Origin of the sequence: Pedobacter psychroterrae, from assembly GCF_004331695.1 — a bacterium.
Taxonomy (GTDB): Bacteria; Bacteroidota; Bacteroidia; order Sphingobacteriales; family Sphingobacteriaceae; genus Pedobacter; species Pedobacter psychroterrae.
In genome coordinates this window covers 537,858-557,601 of record NZ_SJSL01000001.1, presented here as the reverse complement: position 1 = coordinate 557,601, position 19,744 = coordinate 537,858, and the positions used below count along the sequence as shown (strand labels likewise).

The 19,744-nt window shown below is 40.7% G+C and carries 17 protein-coding genes; 15 read left to right on the top strand and 2 right to left on the bottom strand.

What is annotated here, in order from left to right:
* The first annotated feature begins 78 nt into the window (after window positions 1-78).
* Together EZ437_RS02350 and EZ437_RS02345 are read left to right on the top strand one after the other, a co-directional pair.
* A complete protein-coding gene (locus EZ437_RS02350) occupies window positions 79-1,509 on the top strand; it encodes a RagB/SusD family nutrient uptake outer membrane protein (RefSeq protein WP_131592870.1) in 1,431 nt (476 codons plus the stop codon).
* Window positions 1,510-1,527: 18 nt separating this feature from the next.
* Window positions 1,528-3,051 (top strand): TlpA disulfide reductase family protein, encoded by a 1,524-nt coding sequence (locus EZ437_RS02345; protein ID WP_131592868.1) that lies wholly within the window; start codon window positions 1,528-1,530, stop codon window positions 3,049-3,051.
* A gap of 251 nt (window positions 3,052-3,302) precedes the next feature.
* Here EZ437_RS02345 and EZ437_RS02340 read toward each other — a convergent pair whose 3' ends face one another.
* Window positions 3,303-3,650 (bottom strand): hypothetical protein, encoded by a 348-nt coding sequence (locus EZ437_RS02340; protein ID WP_131592866.1) that lies wholly within the window; start codon window positions 3,648-3,650, stop codon window positions 3,303-3,305.
* A gap of 362 nt (window positions 3,651-4,012) precedes the next feature.
* Between EZ437_RS02340 and EZ437_RS02335 the strand changes: the two genes are divergently transcribed.
* Window positions 4,013-7,432, top strand: a complete 3,420-nt coding sequence (locus tag EZ437_RS02335) for a ThuA domain-containing protein (protein ID WP_131592864.1) — start codon at window positions 4,013-4,015, stop codon at window positions 7,430-7,432.
* Window positions 7,433-7,513: 81 nt separating this feature from the next.
* Here EZ437_RS02335 and metK read toward each other — a convergent pair whose 3' ends face one another.
* Entirely contained in the window at window positions 7,514-8,764 is a 1,251-nt protein-coding gene (gene metK, locus EZ437_RS02330) for a methionine adenosyltransferase (protein ID WP_131592862.1), read from the bottom strand.
* Between the two features lie 231 nt (window positions 8,765-8,995).
* Here metK and EZ437_RS02325 point away from each other — a divergent pair, with 231 nt between their 5' ends.
* The 12 genes from EZ437_RS02325 to EZ437_RS02265 all read left to right on the top strand — a co-directional run bounded on the left by EZ437_RS02325 (window position 8,996) and on the right by EZ437_RS02265 (window position 19,741).
* The gene (locus tag EZ437_RS02325; protein WP_131592860.1) at window positions 8,996-9,868 is read left to right on the top strand and encodes a diacylglycerol/lipid kinase family protein; all 873 of its coding nucleotides are present in this window, start codon (window positions 8,996-8,998) and stop codon (window positions 9,866-9,868) included.
* 2 nt (window positions 9,869-9,870) lie between these two features.
* Window positions 9,871-10,224 carry a translation initiation factor gene (locus EZ437_RS02320; RefSeq protein WP_131592858.1) on the top strand — a complete coding sequence of 118 codons (354 nt, stop codon included), beginning with the start codon at window positions 9,871-9,873 and terminating at the stop codon, window positions 10,222-10,224.
* A gap of 144 nt (window positions 10,225-10,368) precedes the next feature.
* On the top strand, window positions 10,369-11,970 hold the full coding sequence (gene pckA, locus EZ437_RS02315; protein ID WP_131592856.1) for a phosphoenolpyruvate carboxykinase (ATP): 1,602 nt from the start codon (window positions 10,369-10,371) through the stop codon (window positions 11,968-11,970).
* Between the two features lie 288 nt (window positions 11,971-12,258).
* On the top strand, window positions 12,259-13,101 hold the full coding sequence (locus EZ437_RS02310) for a MotA/TolQ/ExbB proton channel family protein (RefSeq protein ID WP_131592854.1): 843 nt from the start codon (window positions 12,259-12,261) through the stop codon (window positions 13,099-13,101).
* Between the two features lie 87 nt (window positions 13,102-13,188).
* Entirely contained in the window at window positions 13,189-13,803 is a 615-nt protein-coding gene (locus EZ437_RS02305) for an ExbD/TolR family protein (RefSeq protein WP_131592852.1), read from the top strand.
* 8 nt (window positions 13,804-13,811) lie between these two features.
* Complete coding sequence (locus EZ437_RS02300) at window positions 13,812-14,342, top strand: ExbD/TolR family protein (RefSeq protein WP_131592849.1); 531 nt, start codon at window positions 13,812-13,814, stop codon at window positions 14,340-14,342.
* A gap of 26 nt (window positions 14,343-14,368) precedes the next feature.
* Complete coding sequence (locus EZ437_RS02295; protein WP_131592847.1) at window positions 14,369-15,193, top strand: energy transducer TonB; 825 nt, start codon at window positions 14,369-14,371, stop codon at window positions 15,191-15,193.
* A gap of 229 nt (window positions 15,194-15,422) precedes the next feature.
* Window positions 15,423-16,331 (top strand): substrate-binding domain-containing protein, encoded by a 909-nt coding sequence (locus EZ437_RS02285; RefSeq protein ID WP_131592843.1) that lies wholly within the window; start codon window positions 15,423-15,425, stop codon window positions 16,329-16,331.
* A gap of 28 nt (window positions 16,332-16,359) precedes the next feature.
* On the top strand, window positions 16,360-18,138 hold the full coding sequence (locus tag EZ437_RS02280) for a tetratricopeptide repeat protein (protein WP_225869473.1): 1,779 nt from the start codon (window positions 16,360-16,362) through the stop codon (window positions 18,136-18,138).
* 77 nt (window positions 18,139-18,215) lie between these two features.
* Window positions 18,216-18,587: an NADH-quinone oxidoreductase subunit A gene (locus EZ437_RS02275; protein ID WP_131592840.1), complete on the top strand. Its 372-nt coding sequence runs from the start codon at window positions 18,216-18,218 to the stop codon at window positions 18,585-18,587.
* A gap of 108 nt (window positions 18,588-18,695) precedes the next feature.
* Window positions 18,696-19,238 carry an NADH-quinone oxidoreductase subunit B gene (locus EZ437_RS02270; RefSeq protein ID WP_131595098.1) on the top strand — a complete coding sequence of 181 codons (543 nt, stop codon included), beginning with the start codon at window positions 18,696-18,698 and terminating at the stop codon, window positions 19,236-19,238.
* A complete protein-coding gene (locus EZ437_RS02265) occupies window positions 19,238-19,741 on the top strand; it encodes an NADH-quinone oxidoreductase subunit C (RefSeq protein WP_131592838.1) in 504 nt (167 codons plus the stop codon). Before EZ437_RS02270 ends, EZ437_RS02265 begins: the two co-directional genes overlap by 1 nt.
* Window positions 19,742-19,744 lie beyond the last annotated feature (3 nt).

Here is a 19,744-nt window from a genome sequence, read left to right as displayed (position 1 = left end):
CAGGAATTTGAAAGCCGTTATGATCTTGTCAATCAGCGGGACCACGATAGCTTCATTACCATTAAATATTATAAACAGATGAAAACAATATATACATACCTGGCATTAGTAGCACTCATAGCTACACTCTATGCCTGTAAGAAAGAGCTTAGTGCATTGCCAAAAAATGCCAAGGTAGATGCCAATACCATACTTGATCAGGGTACGGCCCAGATTGCGCTAAACGGCGCTTACTATCGCTTTGCCAATGCTACGGCAATAAAGACAGGATGGCAAAACCATCAGATCAAACCGCCCATGTTTGCCGGCTATATTGGCATGTATTCCAGTGTACTTCCGGAAGAGGAAAACCGGAATGACAGGGCAACCAATTCATACTGGGACGAATCATATATGCTGCTTAACGCGGTAAACGGTGTGCTGAAAGGAGTAAATTCACTATCGGACACACAGTTTACGGGCAATAGGAAAAAGGAGATTATGGCCGAAGCACGATTTTTAAGGGCATATGCACATTTTAAACTGCTTACCTTCTATGGCGAATGGTACAAGCCGGAAAGTCAGTTAGGGGCCCTGCTGAGGGACGAGATCTCTACCCTGAGCTATATTCCTAAAAAAAGAAGCACAGTAAAGGAAAGCTATGATTTTATCCTTGCAGATCTTGACAATGTCATCGCAAATGGACCAGCTGCTAGTCCTACTCATTACGCAACCAAATGGGCTGGTATGGCTTTAAAAATGCGTGTGCTCATGAGCCGGGGATCGGGGACTGATTATGGTACAATCGTTACGCTGGCCAATACGCTTATCCAGGAAAGTCCTTATAAACTTGAACCCATCGCAGAAGACGTTTTTCATAAAAAAGGCCTAAGCAGTCAAGAAGTCATACTTGGAATTAAACCTCAGGCCAATCAGGAAAAAGAAACTTATAGCACAAGTGCGCAATATTGGCCGGGAGCATCTTCACTATATGTAGCCAGGGCACCTTTAAAATCGTTGTATGCCAATGATCCGCGCCAGGCATGGATTATCGGCAGTGCAAGGCCAAAGGCAGGTTATTTTTTCTTCACCAAGTACATGAAAGAGAATGGAGTATCCTCAGCACTGTCCGAAACCTATTATGTCCTGCGCCTAACGGAAGTGTATTTGCTGAAAGCTGAAGCAATCGTACGCTCAGGAGGCAGCCTGGCAGATGCCAAAGCAGTGGTACATGAAATACAGGCCAAAGCCGGTATTACTACAGCTTCAAATAACACCAGTTATCTTGCGGTAGAAAATGCAGGCACATCAGCAGCCCTGGTGATGGAGATATTTAAGGAAACAGTTAAGAGCCTGATAGCCGAGGATGGTATGGAATGGATGGCCATGCTGAGATTGCCCTTTGATACGGTAAAGCAGTTAAAGCCAACAATTGCCAATCAGTCACAATATATCCTGCCTGTACCAAAAGATGAATTTTTGTACAACCCTATTTTCGGGGACCAAAATCCAGGATACGCGAAGAATTAACTATTAAAGGATCAGAACATGATAAAGAACTTAATAATAATGATTGCCCTGATGGTTTTTATGACCCGGGGATCATACAGTCAGAATGTACAGAGCGAGAAGGAAGAATCAGCAGCCTTTAATGCTTCTGTAAAAGACCTTACGGCCAGGGAAAAAGAGATCTATGCGGCGCTTTCAGCTGCAGATGGGGTACAGCAGGAAAAACTGGAGATGGAACTGGAGCAGATTGTCGATAAAAAGCTGCTCAGAAAGGCAGACTACATAGCAGCACATCCCAACAGTGCTTACAGTTTAAGTCTTGTGAGCGACCATCTGCTGTTTATGGGTACCTATGAGGAAGGGAGCAATCTGTATGATAAGCTTGGTTCTGAAGCACTGCAGACACCGGCAGCTAAAAAGATAGCAGACCGGTTGGCCATTTTGAAAAGAAGTGCAATCGGCACACAAGTACTGGATTTTACTCAAAACAATACAGAAGGAGAGCCGGTAAAGTTTTCGGAGTATAAAGGAAAGTACGTGCTGATAGATTTCTGGGCCAGCTGGTGTAAACCATGCCGGGCTGAAAACCCGAATGTGCTGAAGGCTTATGAGCAATACAAATCGCAGGGATTTACGGTATTTGGGGTATCGCTTGATGATAAAGCTGAAAGCTGGAAAAAAGCGATCGAAGACGACCATATGCCCTGGGTACAGGTATCTGACCTGAAAGGGTTTAAAAACGAGGTGTCAACCTATTACGGTGTCAATGCCATTCCGAGTACGCTGCTCATAGACCCCAATGGAAAGATCATTGCCAAGGACCTGAGGGGGGAAGGACTGAACAGAAAACTTGCACGACTCTTCAAAACACTGGATAAGGACAAGGTACTGAACGATTCTATCAGTAAAATGAAAAGACCTGACCGGCTGAAATGGATTGAGGCGTATGCCTTCAAAAATCCCGGTTCTGCCTCAGGCCCTTATTTTCTAAGTGAATTTTTAAAGTTCGACTACCAGACTACGCTGCAACAGCAGGAGGCCATTTTGAATAAATTTGCCGGAGCTGCAAAGCAATCCGCTTATTATATCGAGCTATCTAAAGATCTGGAAAGTAAAAAGAAGCTGCAGCCGGGAAATATGGCCCCGGACTTTACCTTATTGAAACCCGATGGAAAGCCGCTCACGCTCTCGGCTATGAGGGGGAAATATGTGCTGATAGATTTTTGGGCCAGCTGGTGTGTGCCCTGCAGAAAGGCAATACCTCATTTGAAGGAAGTTTACGAAAAGTATCGATCCAAAGGATTCGAGATCCTCAGTTTATCTGGCGATCAGAACCAGGATGCCTGGCGGAAAGCGATGGATCAGGAGAAAATGCCCTGGCCGCAGGTGTGCGATGATTTTCCAGCCCAGTTTGCACCCTCAAGAGTAGGCAGTATTTACCAGACACGTTTTATTCCTTTTTATGTGCTGTTGGATAAGGAGGGAAAAATATTGGTATACAGTGGCAATGAGCAAGAGGTAGAAAATAAACTGCAGCAGATTTTTTCAATACAGCGACAATAAGATCTATAATAACTCCGTTATACAAGCAATCATTTCCCTATTCCGAGTTTAAAAATTTTGACGCTTTAAATGGTAGGCATATGCAAGTTTATGAATGGGTTATCGTAGTTTTAGTGGTGGTTGACGTGCTTTTGCTTGTCTGTTCTTATATAATAGATAAGAAGCTAAACAGAATAGTTTTGTCAAAAATAAAATAGAGAAGCCCCGGTTTTTTGCCGGGGCTTCTTTATTGCGTATGCTGTTTGGCGTCTTTAGCTCAGCAACTCCTGCATATCTCTGTCTGCCGTAGGTATTTTCTTTAGAAAATCATCAAAACCTGCATTCTCCTGCGAAGAATACATGCCATAGGCATCAAGAATGTACCCGATATTGTGGCTTATGTCTTCCAAGATATACAATACGGAATTGTCTCCAGGGTCAGAATCGCCTTCAAACCGGTAAGTTTTTATAATTCTCAGGTCTTCAGGATTATATATCTTATTGATCCCGACACCCTGCATTTTACCATGATCGGTCATTTTTATTTCGTTGTCTAAACCTTTAAGCCTTAGTTTTTCTAAAATCTGGCTGAGTGTGTTCATTTCTACTGGACGTTCCATAACAGTTATTATTTACATCAATAACAAAAATCGGTGTAAATGGTTTGTTCTTTCTATTTGTCTTTTATCTGTGTACGTCCTGCCTGCGGACGGGCGACCGACAACCAACGGGCCAGCTGCGGCTCACAGTCGGGTTTTTCCGACCCTGGCCCGAACCTGAGCCGAAGCTGGCCCGAAGCTGGTCCGAAGCTGAAAGGGTGTCAGTCAAAACACAAGTCGAATGTAAAAAGGAAAAAAACAGCCGATGTCGGGAAATGCTTACTACCCCATAGATAGTCCGGAAATTAGTCCTAAAAAATGACATTATTTTTCAGATAATTGCTAAGTTTACATACTAAGACCAAACTAGCCAAGCAATTAATATGTTAAAAGTCAAATATCCTAAGATATATACAGTTCTTTTTACTGCAATTTGTGCCTCAACTATTTTCTACGCCTGCAAAACCGTAGTACCTAAAGCCAATACAAGCACTGCGGCCGTCGCCGCCACGCCAAAGCCATTGAGAATCCTGGTTTTCTCAAAAACCAAGGGATTTTACCATTCCTCGATTCCTGCAGGCATAACAGCCATTCAAAAGCTAGGAAAAGAACATAACATCATTGTAGACACTACTAAAAATTCTGAATACTTTGTAGAAGACAGTCTGAAGCATTACAGCGCTGTCATCTTCCTAAGTACGACGATGAACGTATTGAATGCCAATCAGCAGGTACAATTTGAACGATACATACAGGCAGGCGGAGGATATGCCGGAATTCACGCTGCGGCAGATACCGAATATGACTGGCCATGGTATAACAAGCTGGTTGGCGCTTACTTTCTGAGCCATCCTGGCAATCCAAATGTGCGCAAGGCCACAATCGATGTCAATGATACGACCCACATTTCCACTAAGGGATTGCCAAAACGCTGGGAGCGGACCGATGAGTGGTATAACTATAAAAATATTTATGACGGCATCAAAGTGCTTGCACGACTGGACGAGAGCACCTACGAAGGTGGAGAGAACGGTAATGACCACCCTATTGCATGGCATCATGAATATGATGGTGGCAGGGCTTTTTATACGGGTGGCGGTCATACAGACGAGAGCTTCAGCGAACCATTGTTCTTGAATCACCTCTTAGGCGGGATCAAGTATGCAATCGGCAATGCCGACCTTGACTACACAAAAGCTTATTCAGTTAGGAAACCGGAAGATAACAGATTTACCAAGACTATATTGTCAAATGACCTAAATGAACCTATGGAGCTCTCAGTAGCGCCGGATGGCAGGGTTTTCTTCATTGAACGTGCGGGTAATTTTTATGTTTATAATCCTGCCGACAGAAAAACATCTCTTGTGTACAAATTTCCTGTAAAGGCTGTGGATAAGTATCTCAACGGTTTGCTGGGAATCAGTATCGATCCCGATTTTGTTACTAATAACTATCTATATTTCTTCAATACTGCCGCTGATGGTAACAACTATAAACAGCACATTTCGAGGATTCCTATTAGCAAGGATAACATCCTGGACCTGAAATCGGAGAAAGTGATTATTGAAATTCCGATTGACCTTGAAGTGAGCGCGCATACAGGAGGTTCCATATCCTGGGACAAGCAGAAGAACATGTACATCTCAACCGGGGACAATACGGTTCCTTTTGAGTCCGATGGTTTTGCGCCAATTGACCGCCAAGACAACAGGCTGGTATATAGCGCAGAACGTTCTGCAGGTAATACCAATGACCTTCGAGGAAAGATTCTGAGGATTCATCCGGAGGCGGATGGTTCATATACCATTCCTGAGGGAAACCTCTTTCCAAAAGGCACTCCGCTTACCCGCCCTGAAATCTATGTAATGGGTTGCCGTAACCCTTACCGTATGTCGGTAGATGTGGAAACCGGCATCGTATACTGGGGAGAAGTAGGCCCGGATTCAGGCCAGGACGGTCTGCAGGGGCCTCGAGGATATGATGAATTTAACCAGGCAAAAAAAGCAGGCAATTATGGCTGGCCATATTTTGTGGGAGACAGCAAACCTTATAAAGAACTTGACTTTGCAACCAGGGCAAAAGGGGCAACCCTGAAGGTTGGCCCTTATTTCGATCTTAATGGGGCGACCAATAATTCGCCTTATAATACCGGAATGAAGACCCTTCCCCCGCCAATCAAAGCCATGGTCTGGTACCCTTACGGGCGATCAGCCGAATTCCCTGAACTGGGAGACGGTGGACGCTGCGCGATGGGCGGACCGGTATACCACTACGATCCAAACCTGAAATCAGAGACCAAATTACCTGAATATTTCGATAAGGCTTTGTTTATGTACGATTGGATGCGCAACTGGGTATACGCTGTCAGAATGGATGAAAACAACAACTACAAACGTATGGAGCCCTTCATGGAGACGAATGGAGATTTCCGCCGCCCGATTGATATTGAGGTGGGTCCGGAAGGATCTTTCTATATGATGGAATATGGTTCTGTTTACGGAATTGACAATGTAGACGCACGTTTGGTACGCATTGATTATAATGGTGGCAACCGTGCACCCATCGCAAAGATCGAAACCCGGGATACCATCGGGCTGATCCCCTATAAAGTAGCATTTAATTCTAAAAGCTATGATAACGACGACGATGACCAGATGTCTTATGAGTGGAGTTTTGATGGAAAATCAATCGGTTCTACAGTGCAAAACCCAAGGCATACCTTTACCCAAAATGGTGTCTATCATACCACTTTAAAAGTAACAGATCTTGCCGGAAAAAGTACGATAGACACAGTGGTGATTAAAGTAGGAAATACACTTCCACAGATCGCGATCAATAGCAGCAGCAACAGCTCATTCTTCTTTCCTAAACCAAGCAAATTTACTTACAAGGTAGATGTGAAGGATAATGAAGATAAAATGATCGACCCTAAGAAAGTAAAAGTAGACCTCAGCTTTATCGCCAAGGTGCAGAATAACCAGTCGCTGGTAGGCCACCAGGAAATTACACCGACCTATAATTATGGGAAAACCCTGATAGCTGGCAGCGACTGTAAAGCTTGCCACCAGGTAGACGGACTTTCTGTAGGGCCTTCTTTTGTTAGAATATCTAAGAAATATGCTGTTGACAATGCTGCTCTGGATAAACTGTCCAATAAGATCATCAAAGGAGGGGGAGGTGTTTGGGGAGAACATGCCATGAGTGCCCATCCTCAGATTTCCAAAGAGGATGCATCTGAGATGGTGAAATACATTTTATCCCTTACTGCAAAGAAAGCCAATACTTCACTTCCTCAGCAAGGATCTGCGAGTCTGGATAAACATCTAGCTGTAAAAGATCAGGGCAGGTATCTATTCTCTGCGGCTTATACAGATAAGGGTGGTGCAATTACCCCGCTCACGAAGAAAGAAAGCCTGATCCTTCGACCAGCAAAAGTGCAAGCTGAGGAGGCTGACCTGTTGTACAAAGTCGATAGAAGTGATAAGCAATTGGGTGGTATCCACAACAAATCTTACTTCGTATTTAAGAATATCGATTTGAAGAACATCAGTCAACTGACTTATTTCTATTCGTCTCTTAATAGCGATGCGGCTATCGAAGTTCACCAGGATTCCCCAACGGGTCCGATTGTGAGCCGGCTTGAGTTTACGAAAACTGGAGACTGGAAAAGGTACCAGGAGCTGAGCGCCCCTGTTACTTCAGCTACTGCCGGCCGTCATGATCTTTATTTTGTAATTGTCAAAGACACGCCACCAAACCAGCATCTGATCAGTATAGACTGGATCAATTTTATTGCCCGGTAACACATATGGTTGGAAGATGAATATTTCCTTTACGCAAAAGAGGCTCCTTTTGGGGAGCCTCTCAATATCGATTTTTATACTTTACAATGCGAAAGCAGATTTAACTTTGTCAACAAAATCCAGCTTTTCCCAGGTAAATAGTTCTACGGTTACTACTTTTTCATCGCCGTTAGGACTTTTAAAGGTTTTGGTTACAGTCTCAGATTTGCGTCCCATGTGTCCGTATGCTGCGGTTTCGCTATAAATAGGGTTTCTAAGTTTCAGGCGCTGCTCTATAAAATAAGGACGCATGTCAAACAATTCCTCCACTATTTTGGCAATTTCTCCATCTGTTTTGCCAACTTTACTGGTGCCATAGGTATTAATATAGACACCCATTGGTTTTGCTACACCGATTGCATAACTTACCTGAACCAGGATTTCTTCAGCTACACCTGCTGCTACAAGGTTTTTGGCGATATGGCGCGTTGCATAGGCTGCACTTCTATCTACTTTACTTGGGTCTTTTCCTGAAAAGGCACCACCGCCATGTGCGCCCTTACCTCCATATGTGTCAACAATGATCTTACGTCCGGTAAGACCTGTATCACCATGCGGGCCGCCGATTACAAATTTTCCGGTTGGGTTGATATGGTATTGGATCTGGTCGTTAAAGAGGTGAGCATAGTTAGGGTTATCTGCGATAATTCTTGGAATCAGGATCTCTACCAAATCTTTTTTGATTTTTGCAAGCATGACAGACTCTTCATCAAAATCATCGTGCTGGGTAGATATTACGATTGCATCTATCCTCACAGGTTTGTTATTGTCATCATATTCCAGCGTTACCTGAGATTTTGCATCAGGGCGCAAGTAAGTGATTTCGCTGTTTTCGCGTCTTAAGACAGCCAGTTCCTGCAGCAATTTATGAGAAAGATTTAACGCAAGCGGCATGTAATCTTCTGTTTCATTGGTAGCATAACCAAACATCATTCCCTGGTCACCTGCACCCTGTTCTTCTTTGCTGCTTCGGTCTACACCCTGGTTAATGTCCTGAGACTGTTCATGGATGGCTGATAAAATACCGCATGAATTGGCTTCAAACATGTACTCACTTTTTGTGTAGCCTATTTTTCTGATTACATCGCGTGCTATTTGCTGTACATCCAGATAAGTCTGAGATTTTACCTCACCGGCCAGGATCACCTGCCCTGTGGTAACAAGGGTTTCGCAGGCTACTTTAGATTCCGGGTCGAAAGCAAGGAAATTGTCAATAAGGGCATCAGATATCTGATCTGCTATTTTATCTGGATGACCTTCGGAAACTGATTCTGATGTAAATAAATACGACATTCTAATTTATTAAAATATTAAAATAATACAATACAAAATGGATCAGATCCTGCGAGACAGGGTGTAAAAGGAAGTGTATGATAGTATTAGCACTTTTTTTTACGTGGTTGCAATCCCGCTATTTTTAGATAGCATCGCAAATCAGTCCACTTTAATGCTGCAAAATTAGTATATATATTTAAATAGTCAAAAAATATCAATTATTTTGTGCTGTCATTAATTAAGCGGGTTTTGTCAAAATCTAATATTTTATTTATTATCAACCCTATTTCAGGAGGGAAGGATAAATTGCGGATACCAGAACTGGTAAATACTTGTCTGGACCGGTCTAAATTTAATCCGATTTTTAGTGTGACGGAATATGTGGGCCACGCTTCTGAAATTGCAGAGGAAGCTGCCGGCAGAGATTTTGACATTATTGTAGCAGTAGGGGGAGACGGTACAATCAATGAAATCGCGGCCAAAGTAGTCCAGCAGAAGAAAGTCCTTGGCATTATTCCATTTGGGTCGGGCAACGGGCTTGCCAGGTTTTTAAAGATCCCCATGAATGCAATTGAGGCGATAAAAGTGATTAACCAAGGCCATGTAAATGTGGTCGATACGGCACGGTTCAATGGCAAACATTTTTTTAACATGGCTGGAATGGGATTTGATGCCCATATCAGTGCTGTTTTTGCCGGGAATAAGTCGAGGGGTTTTACTGGTTACTTAAAGCTGGGTATGAAAGAAATCCTGAGTTATAAACCCAGACAATACCAACTGGATATTGATGGTAAAACTTACGAGCGTGAAGCTATGGTGGTGAGCATAGCCAATTCCTCTCAATATGGCAACAATGCCCATATAGCTCCCAGAGCCTCGATCACAGATGGACTGTTGGATGTTTGTATCATCAAAAAACTGCCTTTATACAGGCTGCCCCTACTCGCGTATGAAATGTTTAATGCCGGCCAGTCTGACCTGGTAGAGATCATCAGGGGCAGACATATTAAGATTGTTCGTGAGGAAGAAGGGAGTATCCATATCGATGGAGAGCCCTATCTTATGGGCAGAAAAATAGAAATCATGATAGATCCGTTATCATTAAATATCATTAGTCCTTAATTATGAAACCAAAAAAGAAAACGCTTAGTGACCTGGGTGGGATCATGTATTCTACAGACCCTGCTTTTGTTTATGAAAGTGAAAGTGAATCTGCTGAAGAGGCTTTACCTAATAATAAACAGGACCTGAGGGTGATGCTGGATAGAAAGAACAGGGGCGGGAAGGCTGTTACGCTGGTGGCGGGGTTTATCGGAAAGGATGATGATCTCGAAAAATTAACGAAAATGCTGAAGACAAAATGCGGAGTAGGTGGATCATGTAAGGATGGAGAGGTGCTGATACAAGGGGATTTTAGAGACAAGGTAGTCTTGCTGCTGCAAAAAGAAGGATATAAAGTGAAAAGATCTGGCGGCTAAAATTTGGTGTTATTTTGTGTTTAAATTATTGGTTTTCAGTCAGATAGTTAATAGTGTAAAAGCAACAATAAGTAAATTTTTTCCTGAAAAAGGGTGCTTTTTACCTTATTATGTATTTAACTTTGCCTGACTAACTTATTATTTATGAGCAAAGCATTTATGCCTAAGCTTGATTTATGCTATTTGAATCTCAATTCCGATAACGCATTATATCAGCTGGATGTAGCACAATTGGTTCAGGAAGCCTTGCAGAATGGAGAAGGAACATTAGCCGATTCCGGAGCCCTGGCAATTGATACGGGGAAATTTACCGGTCGTTCACCAAAAGACAGATTTATAGTTTGTGATAGCCTGACCCGTAATTCGGTGTGGTGGGGGGATGTCAATTTCAAGTTTGATCCTCACAAATTTGACTTGCTACAGCATAAACTTACTTCTCATATCAATGAAAGGAAGTATTATGTAAGGGATGCATATGCCTGTGCGGCTGAGGATTACAAGACAACGATACGGGTAGTTACTGAAACAGCTTATCAAAACCTGTTTGCTCATAACCTGTTTCTTAATCCAGAAGGACAGCTTGGTGCCATTCCGGAATGGACTATAATTGCTTCGCCGTCATTTTTAGCTGATCCGGCTGTCGACGGAACAAGACAGCCAAACTTTTCAATTTTGAATTTCTCAAAGAAAATGATATTGATAGGCGGTTCAGGCTATACCGGAGAGATAAAGAAAGGAATATTTTCTGTGCTGAATTTTATCCTCCCTATGCAAAGAAATACACTATCTATGCACTGTTCTGCTAATGTGGGCAAGGCAGGCGATACAGCTATCTTCTTCGGCTTGTCCGGAACTGGTAAAACTACACTTTCTGCTGACCCTGAGCGGGGATTGATTGGGGATGATGAGCATGGCTGGGGAAATGGCAGTGTGTTTAATTTTGAAGGAGGATGTTATGCCAAATGTGTTGATCTGACTGCAGAAAAGGAACCTCAGATCTTCAATGCTATCAAATTTGGTGCTTTATTGGAAAATATCAACTATTTTCCAGGAACGCGGACAGTTGATTTTAATAACATAACAAAGACAGAAAATACTAGGGTAGCCTATCCGATAAGCCATATCTATAATGCAATTGTCCCTTCTATAGCTGCCGATCCAAAAAATATTTTCTTTCTCACAGCTGACGCTTTTGGTGTGATGCCTCCTATATCCAAATTGAATAACGGGCAGGCAATGTTTCATTTTGTGTCAGGTTATACCGCTAAGGTTGCTGGAACGGAGGCTGGAATAACTGAACCCCAGCTCACTTTTTCGGCCTGTTTCGGAAAGGCATTCCTGCCTTTGCACCCCGCGAGCTATGCTGCACTTTTGGGAGAAAAGATGAAAAGGCATGCTGTAAATGTATGGCTGGTAAATACCGGCTGGAGCGGTGGTGGGTATGGAGTTGGGAAGCGGATAAAACTTTCCTATACAAGGGCAATGATCTCGGCTGCTCTAAATGGTGAACTTGAAAAGGTAGAATTTATGGCAGATCCTGTTTTTGGATTGCAAATGCCTGTGAGCTGCCCGAACGTTCCTTCAGAAATCCTAAATCCTAGAAATACATGGGAAGACAAACAGAAATATGATAGCAAAGCCAACGAACTTGCTCTTGCATTTACTGATAACTTCAGACAGTTTGAAGACTTTGCGAATGTCGAAATGCGTGCTGCACTACCTAAAGTTGTAGAAAACGTAACTTAAAGCATTTTTTTTACTGAAAAATTTGCATTTCAGTTTTTTTTTAGTTTTAATTGTGAAAGATTGTCTCCGCAACGAGGCAATCTTTTTTAATTATACAGTAACACGAACAAGGGGTAGATAACAGTAAAAAGCACTCAGCAGGTAATGATTATTTAATTTGGAATTTAAATCAAAATTTTAAATTTGCTGTTGCAACAATTGTTTCTAATAGTCGTTGTGTGTATTACGGAATATTTAAACTAATTTTAAAAACTAAAAAAGTACTAAAAACTAAAAAACTAAAAAAAAATGGCAAACGCACCAAAACCAACAACAGTTCAAAAAGAGAGCTCTTCTTCGGCTTCAAATTTATTCGCAACGTTAACAATTCCTATTTGTATCATTATTGGTATTCTTATCTTCAAATTTATCTTTGGTGATAGAAGTAACTTCATCGACGGAGGAGATCCGGATTTGCACGAAACAATGCCAAAACCAGGCGCATACATGGGTATGGCTTACAAAGGAGGTTTCATTGTACCTGTACTATTGGGGATGTTCCTTATGGTAATTGTATTCTCTATTGAGCGTTTTATTGTAATCGGTAAAGCTACCGGTAAAGCAGGTTTAGATACATTCGTTAAAAAAATTCAAGGATTTTTAAATTCAAATAACATTGAAGCAGCTTTAGCTGAATGTGATAAACAACAAGGTTCTGTTGCAAATGTTATCAAATCAGGTCTTAGAAAATATCGTGAGATGGAAACTGAGACGAATATGGATACAGATCAAAAATGTCTTGCTATCCAAAAAGACATTGAAGAAGCTACAACTTTGGAAATGCCTATGTTGGAGCAAAACCTTACTGTAATTGCTACTTTGGTATCTGTAGGTACATTGACAGGTCTATTGGGTACGGTAACAGGTATGATCAAGGCATTTGGTGGTTTGGCCAACTCAGGAGCTCCGGATCAGGCTGCGCTTGCAACTGGTATCTCTGAAGCACTTATTAATACAGCTACCGGTATCGGTACTTCTACTTTCGCTATTATTATGTACAACATCCTTACTTCTAAAATTGATAAATTGACTTATGCAATTGATGAAGCAGGTTTCAGCATTATCCAGACTTACGCTAGTACCCATAAATAAAAAATAATGAATTTTTTTTTACCGGCTTTATGGAAAACCGGAAGAATTAACATCATTAATAAAAATATCAATAATTTTTAAAAAATTATGGCAAGAGCAAAGGTTCAAAGAAAGAGTACTTCGATAGATATGACCGCCATGTGCGACGTGTCTTTCCTGTTACTTACTTTCTTTATTTTAACAGCGACAGCGCGTCAGCCTGACCCCTTGGAAGTAAAGATACCATCTTCAACTTACAAGATTAAGGTTCCAGATCTGGACATGGGCATCCTTTCTATTGGTAAGGGTAAAGTGTTTTACGAAATTGTAGGAAGCGACATTAAAAAGGCTACGCTTATAAAGATGGGTGAGAAGTATAACATTACTTTTACACCTGAGGAGATAAAAAGATTTTCTGTATTGGGTTCATTTGGTGTACCAATAGGAAACTTGAAAGAGTTTATAATGTTGACTGGTGAAGCCAGAGATAAGTATTCAAAAGCAAGTCCTGGTATTCCTGCAGATTCGACTAATAACCAGTTAGCTGAATGGCTGATGCAATCCCGTCATTCTGTTGCTGAACTTCACCAAACTCAAATGAGAGTTAGTGTGAAAGGAGATTCAGAAGAAGAATATCCTGCAGTTAAGAAGATCATTGATATTCTTCAGAAACAAAAAATTAACAAATTTAGTTTAATTACGTCTGCCGAAGGCGGTCAATAAAACATATTATGGCAGAATTAGATACCTCCAGCGGGGGGGGCAAAGACAAGAAAGTCCGCAGTAAGAAAGCCAATACCAAAGTAGATTTAACTGCGATGGTTGACCTTGCCTTCCTGTTAATTACTTTCTTTATGTTGACCACCTCCCTATCGAAGCCGATAGCAATGGATATTGCAAAACCGGATCAAGAGGACAATGATGTAAAGATGGAATTGCGTGCATCTGAGACAATGACTATATTATTGGGCAAAAATAACAAGGTTGCCTGGTATATGGGAGTAGCTGGTGAAAGTGCGCCGAATATTGAGGGATTTTCTGACATTAGAAAATCGATATTAAAGAATAAGAATGACCTATATAAGGCCAAAGGCAGGTTGCTGATCATTGTAGTTAAACCTACTGATGGAGCAACGTATAAGAATTTTGTGGATATCATGGACGAGATTAATATAACTGGTATCAAAACGGCTCCGGCTATTGATGACGTTTTTATTACGGATGATGAGAAAGCAGCCATGAAAGCTGGTGGTATACTATAAGATTATTAACGTTTAAATTTTAAGCTATGTTTGGTTCTAAAATAGATTTATTAAAAAGGGATTGGCTTGATGTAGTGTTTGCGAACAAGAACAAGAACTACGGAGCTTATGTGCTTCGCCAGCGAAGTGACGCAAATACGGCTAAAGCCCTCCTGATAGCATCGACAATATTCATATTGGCGTTTCTATCACCGAAAATAAAAGGGTTTTTTGAAGGCCCGCCTCCTGTGGAAGAGGTAGTTAAACAAGTGGAGGTAATCGTACAGCCACCACCACCAGTAAACCCGGAAACACCTCCGCCACCTCCGGTAGAGCCACCTCCACCAAAACAGGATCAGATCAAATTCCCTCCTCCGATTGTGAAGCCGGATGAGCTGGTTAAGGAAGAAGAGCCTGTTCAGATTGAGGATTTAAAAAAGGCTGACCCAGGTCAGAAGACTATTGCAGGTGATCCTGATGCAGATATCGTAATTGCGACAGCTGCTGGTGACGGACCTAAACAAGCTGCTGTAGTAGAGGATACTAAAGTTTATGACTTTGTGAGTTTAGAAAAACAACCGGAATTCCCGGGAGGTATGTCTAAATTTTATGAGTATCTTAGAAAAGCGGTAAGATATCCGCCTATGGCACAGGAAAACAATATCCAGGGTAAAGTGTTTTTATCGTTCGTGGTAGAGAAAAATGGCGCGCTAACCGACATTAAAGTTGATAGGAAACTTGGTGGTGGTACTGATGAAGAGGCTGTAAGGGTATTGAAAGCGAGTCCAAAATGGATACCTGGTATTCAAAATGGTAAAAGTGTTCGTGTTAAATTCAACATTCCTATTAGTTTCACCTTAAATGGGCAGTAATTAATGTTTGATTTTAATTCATTTAAACAGAAATCGCCTCAACAGCGATTTCTGTTTATTTTGGGGCTTGTCATGTTTACTTTCTACATTATATTTGGAGGTATGCTGATTATATGGAGTGATATGCCGGTACCACTGGAACGTCAATACAGGGTTATGCTAGGCTGTTTATTAATTGTATATGCTGCCATCAGGTTTATCCGTTTGATTAAACAAGAAGATAATTGAGATGAGAAATTTAATTTTTGTATTCTTTTTACTGATGCTCGCAGCATGCAATAACAAGCAAAAAGAGGCCGGAACAGTTACGCAAACACGTACATCTGGGTCGGTTAAGCTACTGGTAGACGAATCTTTTTCTTCTGTGGTAGCAGATCAGGTAGCGGTATTTAAAGACGATTATAAGGACGCCGAATTTACAGTTATCCAGGGTAATGAAAATAAGATCGTTCCCTCTTTTCTGAATGATAGCATAAGGGTTATTGTATTGTCAAGAATGCTTACTGAGGAAGAAGGAAAAGTATACAGGAACAGAAACATCATACCAAAGACATCAAGATTTGCAATTGATGGAATTGCATTAATTACCGGTAATGATGATATAGATTCTAATATTACAGTTGAAGAGGTCATCAAAATTATGAAGGGTACATCTTCAGACAAGAGAAGTTTGGTTTTTGATAACGCCTATTCAAGCACATTGAGGTATTTTAAAGAGCTTGCCCAGATTAAAGAATTGCCGGAAAAAGGTATTTATACTTTACAGAATAATAATGACGTTATAAGGTACGTTGCTGATAATAAGAATTTTATTGGTGTTATTGGTGTAAATTGGTTAATAGCTAATAATATCAAAATGTCTGATTATATTGCGAAAGTAAAAATGATGGGAGTGAAGGATGTATCGGGTAAAAAAGGGGCTAATGCTTACTTTAAACCAGTTCAGCCTAACCTGATCAGTGGAGTTTATCCATTTTTGAGAAATGTTTATATCATTAATTGCGAGGGCAGGGATGGTTTAGGCACAGGATTTGCAAATTGGGTAATGAGTCCCCGTGGGCAGCTAATCGTTCTCAAATCAGGACTAGGACCTCATAAAATGATGCCAAGAGAGTTTAACTTGAAGAATACAAAATAAATTTATATAATTACGAAAACAACGAACTATGAAACCTGAGAAGCAAGGTTCATTACAATTTAAAAAAAATAGAAGAACCATGAAAATGACAAAGAAAACAATAGCCTTAAGTTTAGGTTTAGTAGTGATGGGTTCTGCCTCTTTTGCTCAAAGTTTAGCTGATGCAAAAAAGGCTGTAGATGCCGAACAGTACCAGAAAGCAACAGCGATGCTTAAAACATTGGTAAAATCAGGTGGTAAAGGAGCCGCAGAGAATTACTATAATCTTGGAGATGTTTATTTAAGAAGGGATTATGTAGATTCTGCAAGAGCAGCTTTTACACAGGGTATAGCAGCTGATGCCAAGTCTCCGTTAAATTACGTTGGCCTGGGACATGCAGATCTGGTTGAAAATAATCCAACTTCTGCAAAAACTAATTTTGATAAAGCTATTGAGGTAGCTTCAAAAAAGGATCACACGCCTTATTTGTATATAGGAAAAGCCTATCTTGAATTAGATAAGCCTGATTTTACCGCTGCTTTGACAAATTTGCAAAAAGCAGACGAGATTGATGAGAAGGACAAGGATGCTGAAACATTTCTTGTGCTAGGAGATAATTTTGGTTTGCAGAGAAAAAATTCAGAAGCATTAACTAACTACATGCGCGCATTGAGTATTGATGCGGCTTTATATCGTTCCACAGTTCAGATTGGCAGGATGTATAAAGAATCAAGAGCTTTTGCCGAAGGTGAAACAGAATTGAAAGGTGTTATTGCTGCGGATCCTAATTATGGGCCTGCGTACCGTGAGCTTGCAGAATTGTATATGCAATGGGCTAATCAGGAACCGGCGAATTTTGATGCAAAGGCTGCAGAAGCACTAACTAATTATAAAAAATATCTGGAGTTGACAGATAAATCCTACGAATCAAGATTGCGTTATGCTCAGTTCTTGTTTTATGCAAAAGACTTTAAAACTCTTGAGGAGGAGACAACTGCACTTGCAGCAATGAATCCTAATGATGCTAAAAACCTAATTGTTTTAAGATTACGTGGTTATTCTGCTTTTGAGAATAAAAACTATCCTCAGGCGCTTCAATTTATGGATGATTTCTTTGCTAAAGTTAAAGACACGGCACGTATAATTTCAGAAGATTATTTGTATTTAGGTCAGGCGCAATTGAAAAATCAACAAGATAGCCTTGGTATTATTAATGTAACCAAAGCACTTCAAAAAGATTCTTCAAAAGCTGTGATTTTAGCTGATCTTTCCAAGACTTATTACGATGCAAAGGAGTATAAAAAAGCAATGGAAACATATGCTTTAACAAACAGATTTAATCCAAATGCTAAAGGGGCGGGCTCATTGCTAAACTTCTATTATCATGGACTTGCATCTTATTTCTACTATGGTGAGGGGTATACTGCGAAAACAAATCCTTCAAAGGACATTTTGGTAAAAGCGGATTCTTCATTTGCTACATTGGCAAAATATTCTCCTTCCACCTATGATGCCTATCTCTGGAGAGGACGTGTAAATAATTTATTAGATAGCGATACAGATCCTACTGGTTTGAAACTACCATTTTATCAGCAATACCTTGATTCAACCGAAGTTCATGTTGATAAGCAGACTCCGGGCATTAAGGCAAAGATGATTGAAGCGTATAATCAAATTGCCGGATTTGCAGCATATAAAGAAGATAAAGCAAAGGCAAAATTATATTGGGATAAAGCTTTAGCTTTCGATCCTCAAAATGCAACTGCATTGGAAGGAGTTAAATCCTTAACTGCGCCAGCACCAAAAGCGACACCTAAGAAAAAATAGTAAAAAGCTAATAAAAGAAGAAGGCAGGGTTGTTATCCTGCCTTTTTCTTTTAATTTTGTCGAATAATATATTTTCAATGGAAACACAAAGTACAGCGGCAGATTTTTTGCCGATTATATTTCAGGTTATTGTTGCTTTAGGCTTTGTTGTAGTAACATTAATTGCAACACACTATTTAGGCCCCAAAAGAAAAACGGCAGATAAGCTGTCAACATTTGAAGCTGGTGTAAAGGTAGTTGGTAATGCCAGACAACCTTTTTCTATTAAGTACTTTTTGATAGCGATTCTTTTTGTGTTATTTGATGTGGAGGTAATCTTCATGTATCCCTGGGCGGTTAATTTCAGGGAGCTTGGAATGGCCGGAATGGTGGAGATGTTCATATTTATGGGTACACTTTTACTGGGCTTTATTTATGTCCTGAAGAAAAAAGCATTAGACTGGAATTAAACTATTTAGATCGGTTCTAAATGATGTAGTCATAATTCATTTGCTTCTAAAAAATTGTAAATTTGTGGCTCATTCTTTAGTGGAATGAGCCTTTTTTCTTTTTATATCATGAGTGACATCAATATAGTAGACGCCCCCCCGGGCATAGAGGGATCTGGTTTTTTTGCTACCTCCTTAGATAAGGTTGTTGGATTGGCGCGTTCTCATTCTTTATGGCCGTTGCCCTTTGCTACATCTTGCTGTGGAATTGAATTTATGGCTACTATGGGCTCGCATTATGATCTGGCAAGATTTGGATCGGAGCGTTTAAGCTTTTCTCCGCGTCAGGCTGATTTATTGATGGTTATGGGTACTATAGCAAAAAAGATGGGGCCGGTGTTAAAACAGGTTTATCTTCAGATGGCAGAGCCGCGCTGGGTTATGGCGGTTGGCGCATGTGCTTCAAGCGGAGGTATTTTTGATACCTATTCTGTTTTGCAGGGCATTGATGAGATTATTCCAGTGGATGTATATGTCCCCGGTTGTCCCCCACGTCCTGAAGCTATTTTGGATGGTTTTGGTAAGATACAGGAACTGGTAAGAAATGAATCGTCGAGAAGGAGGAATTCTGATCAATACAGAGATATGCTGGCTTCATACGGAATACAATAATGGCAGACATGACTAATCATGATTTGATACAGTCGCTGACTGAGAAGTTTGGTGAAAAGATCACAGGTGTTAATGAGCCTTATGGCTTGCTGACTTTCGAAACTACAAAGGATATCATAATTAATGTTTTGGCATTTTTGAAAGAGGATAGCTTAATCAGGTTCAATTTCCTAACTGATATTACAGCGGTTCATTATCCAGAGAAAAAACATGGTATTGCTGTGGTTTATCACCTCCACAGTATGGTGAATAAGATGAGGATAAGGATAAAGGTGTTCATAGATGGACATCATCCTGAAATTCCTTCAGCAACGACATTGTGGAATGCTGCTAACTGGATGGAACGTGAGACTTACGATTTTTTTGGGGTTAAGTTTGAGGGGCATCCTGATTTGAGAAGAATTCTTAATATGGATGATCTGGGTGTTTTCCCTATGTTGAAGCAATATCCTTTGGAAGATCCAAACAGGGTAGATAAAAAAGATGAATACTTTGGTAGATAAGAT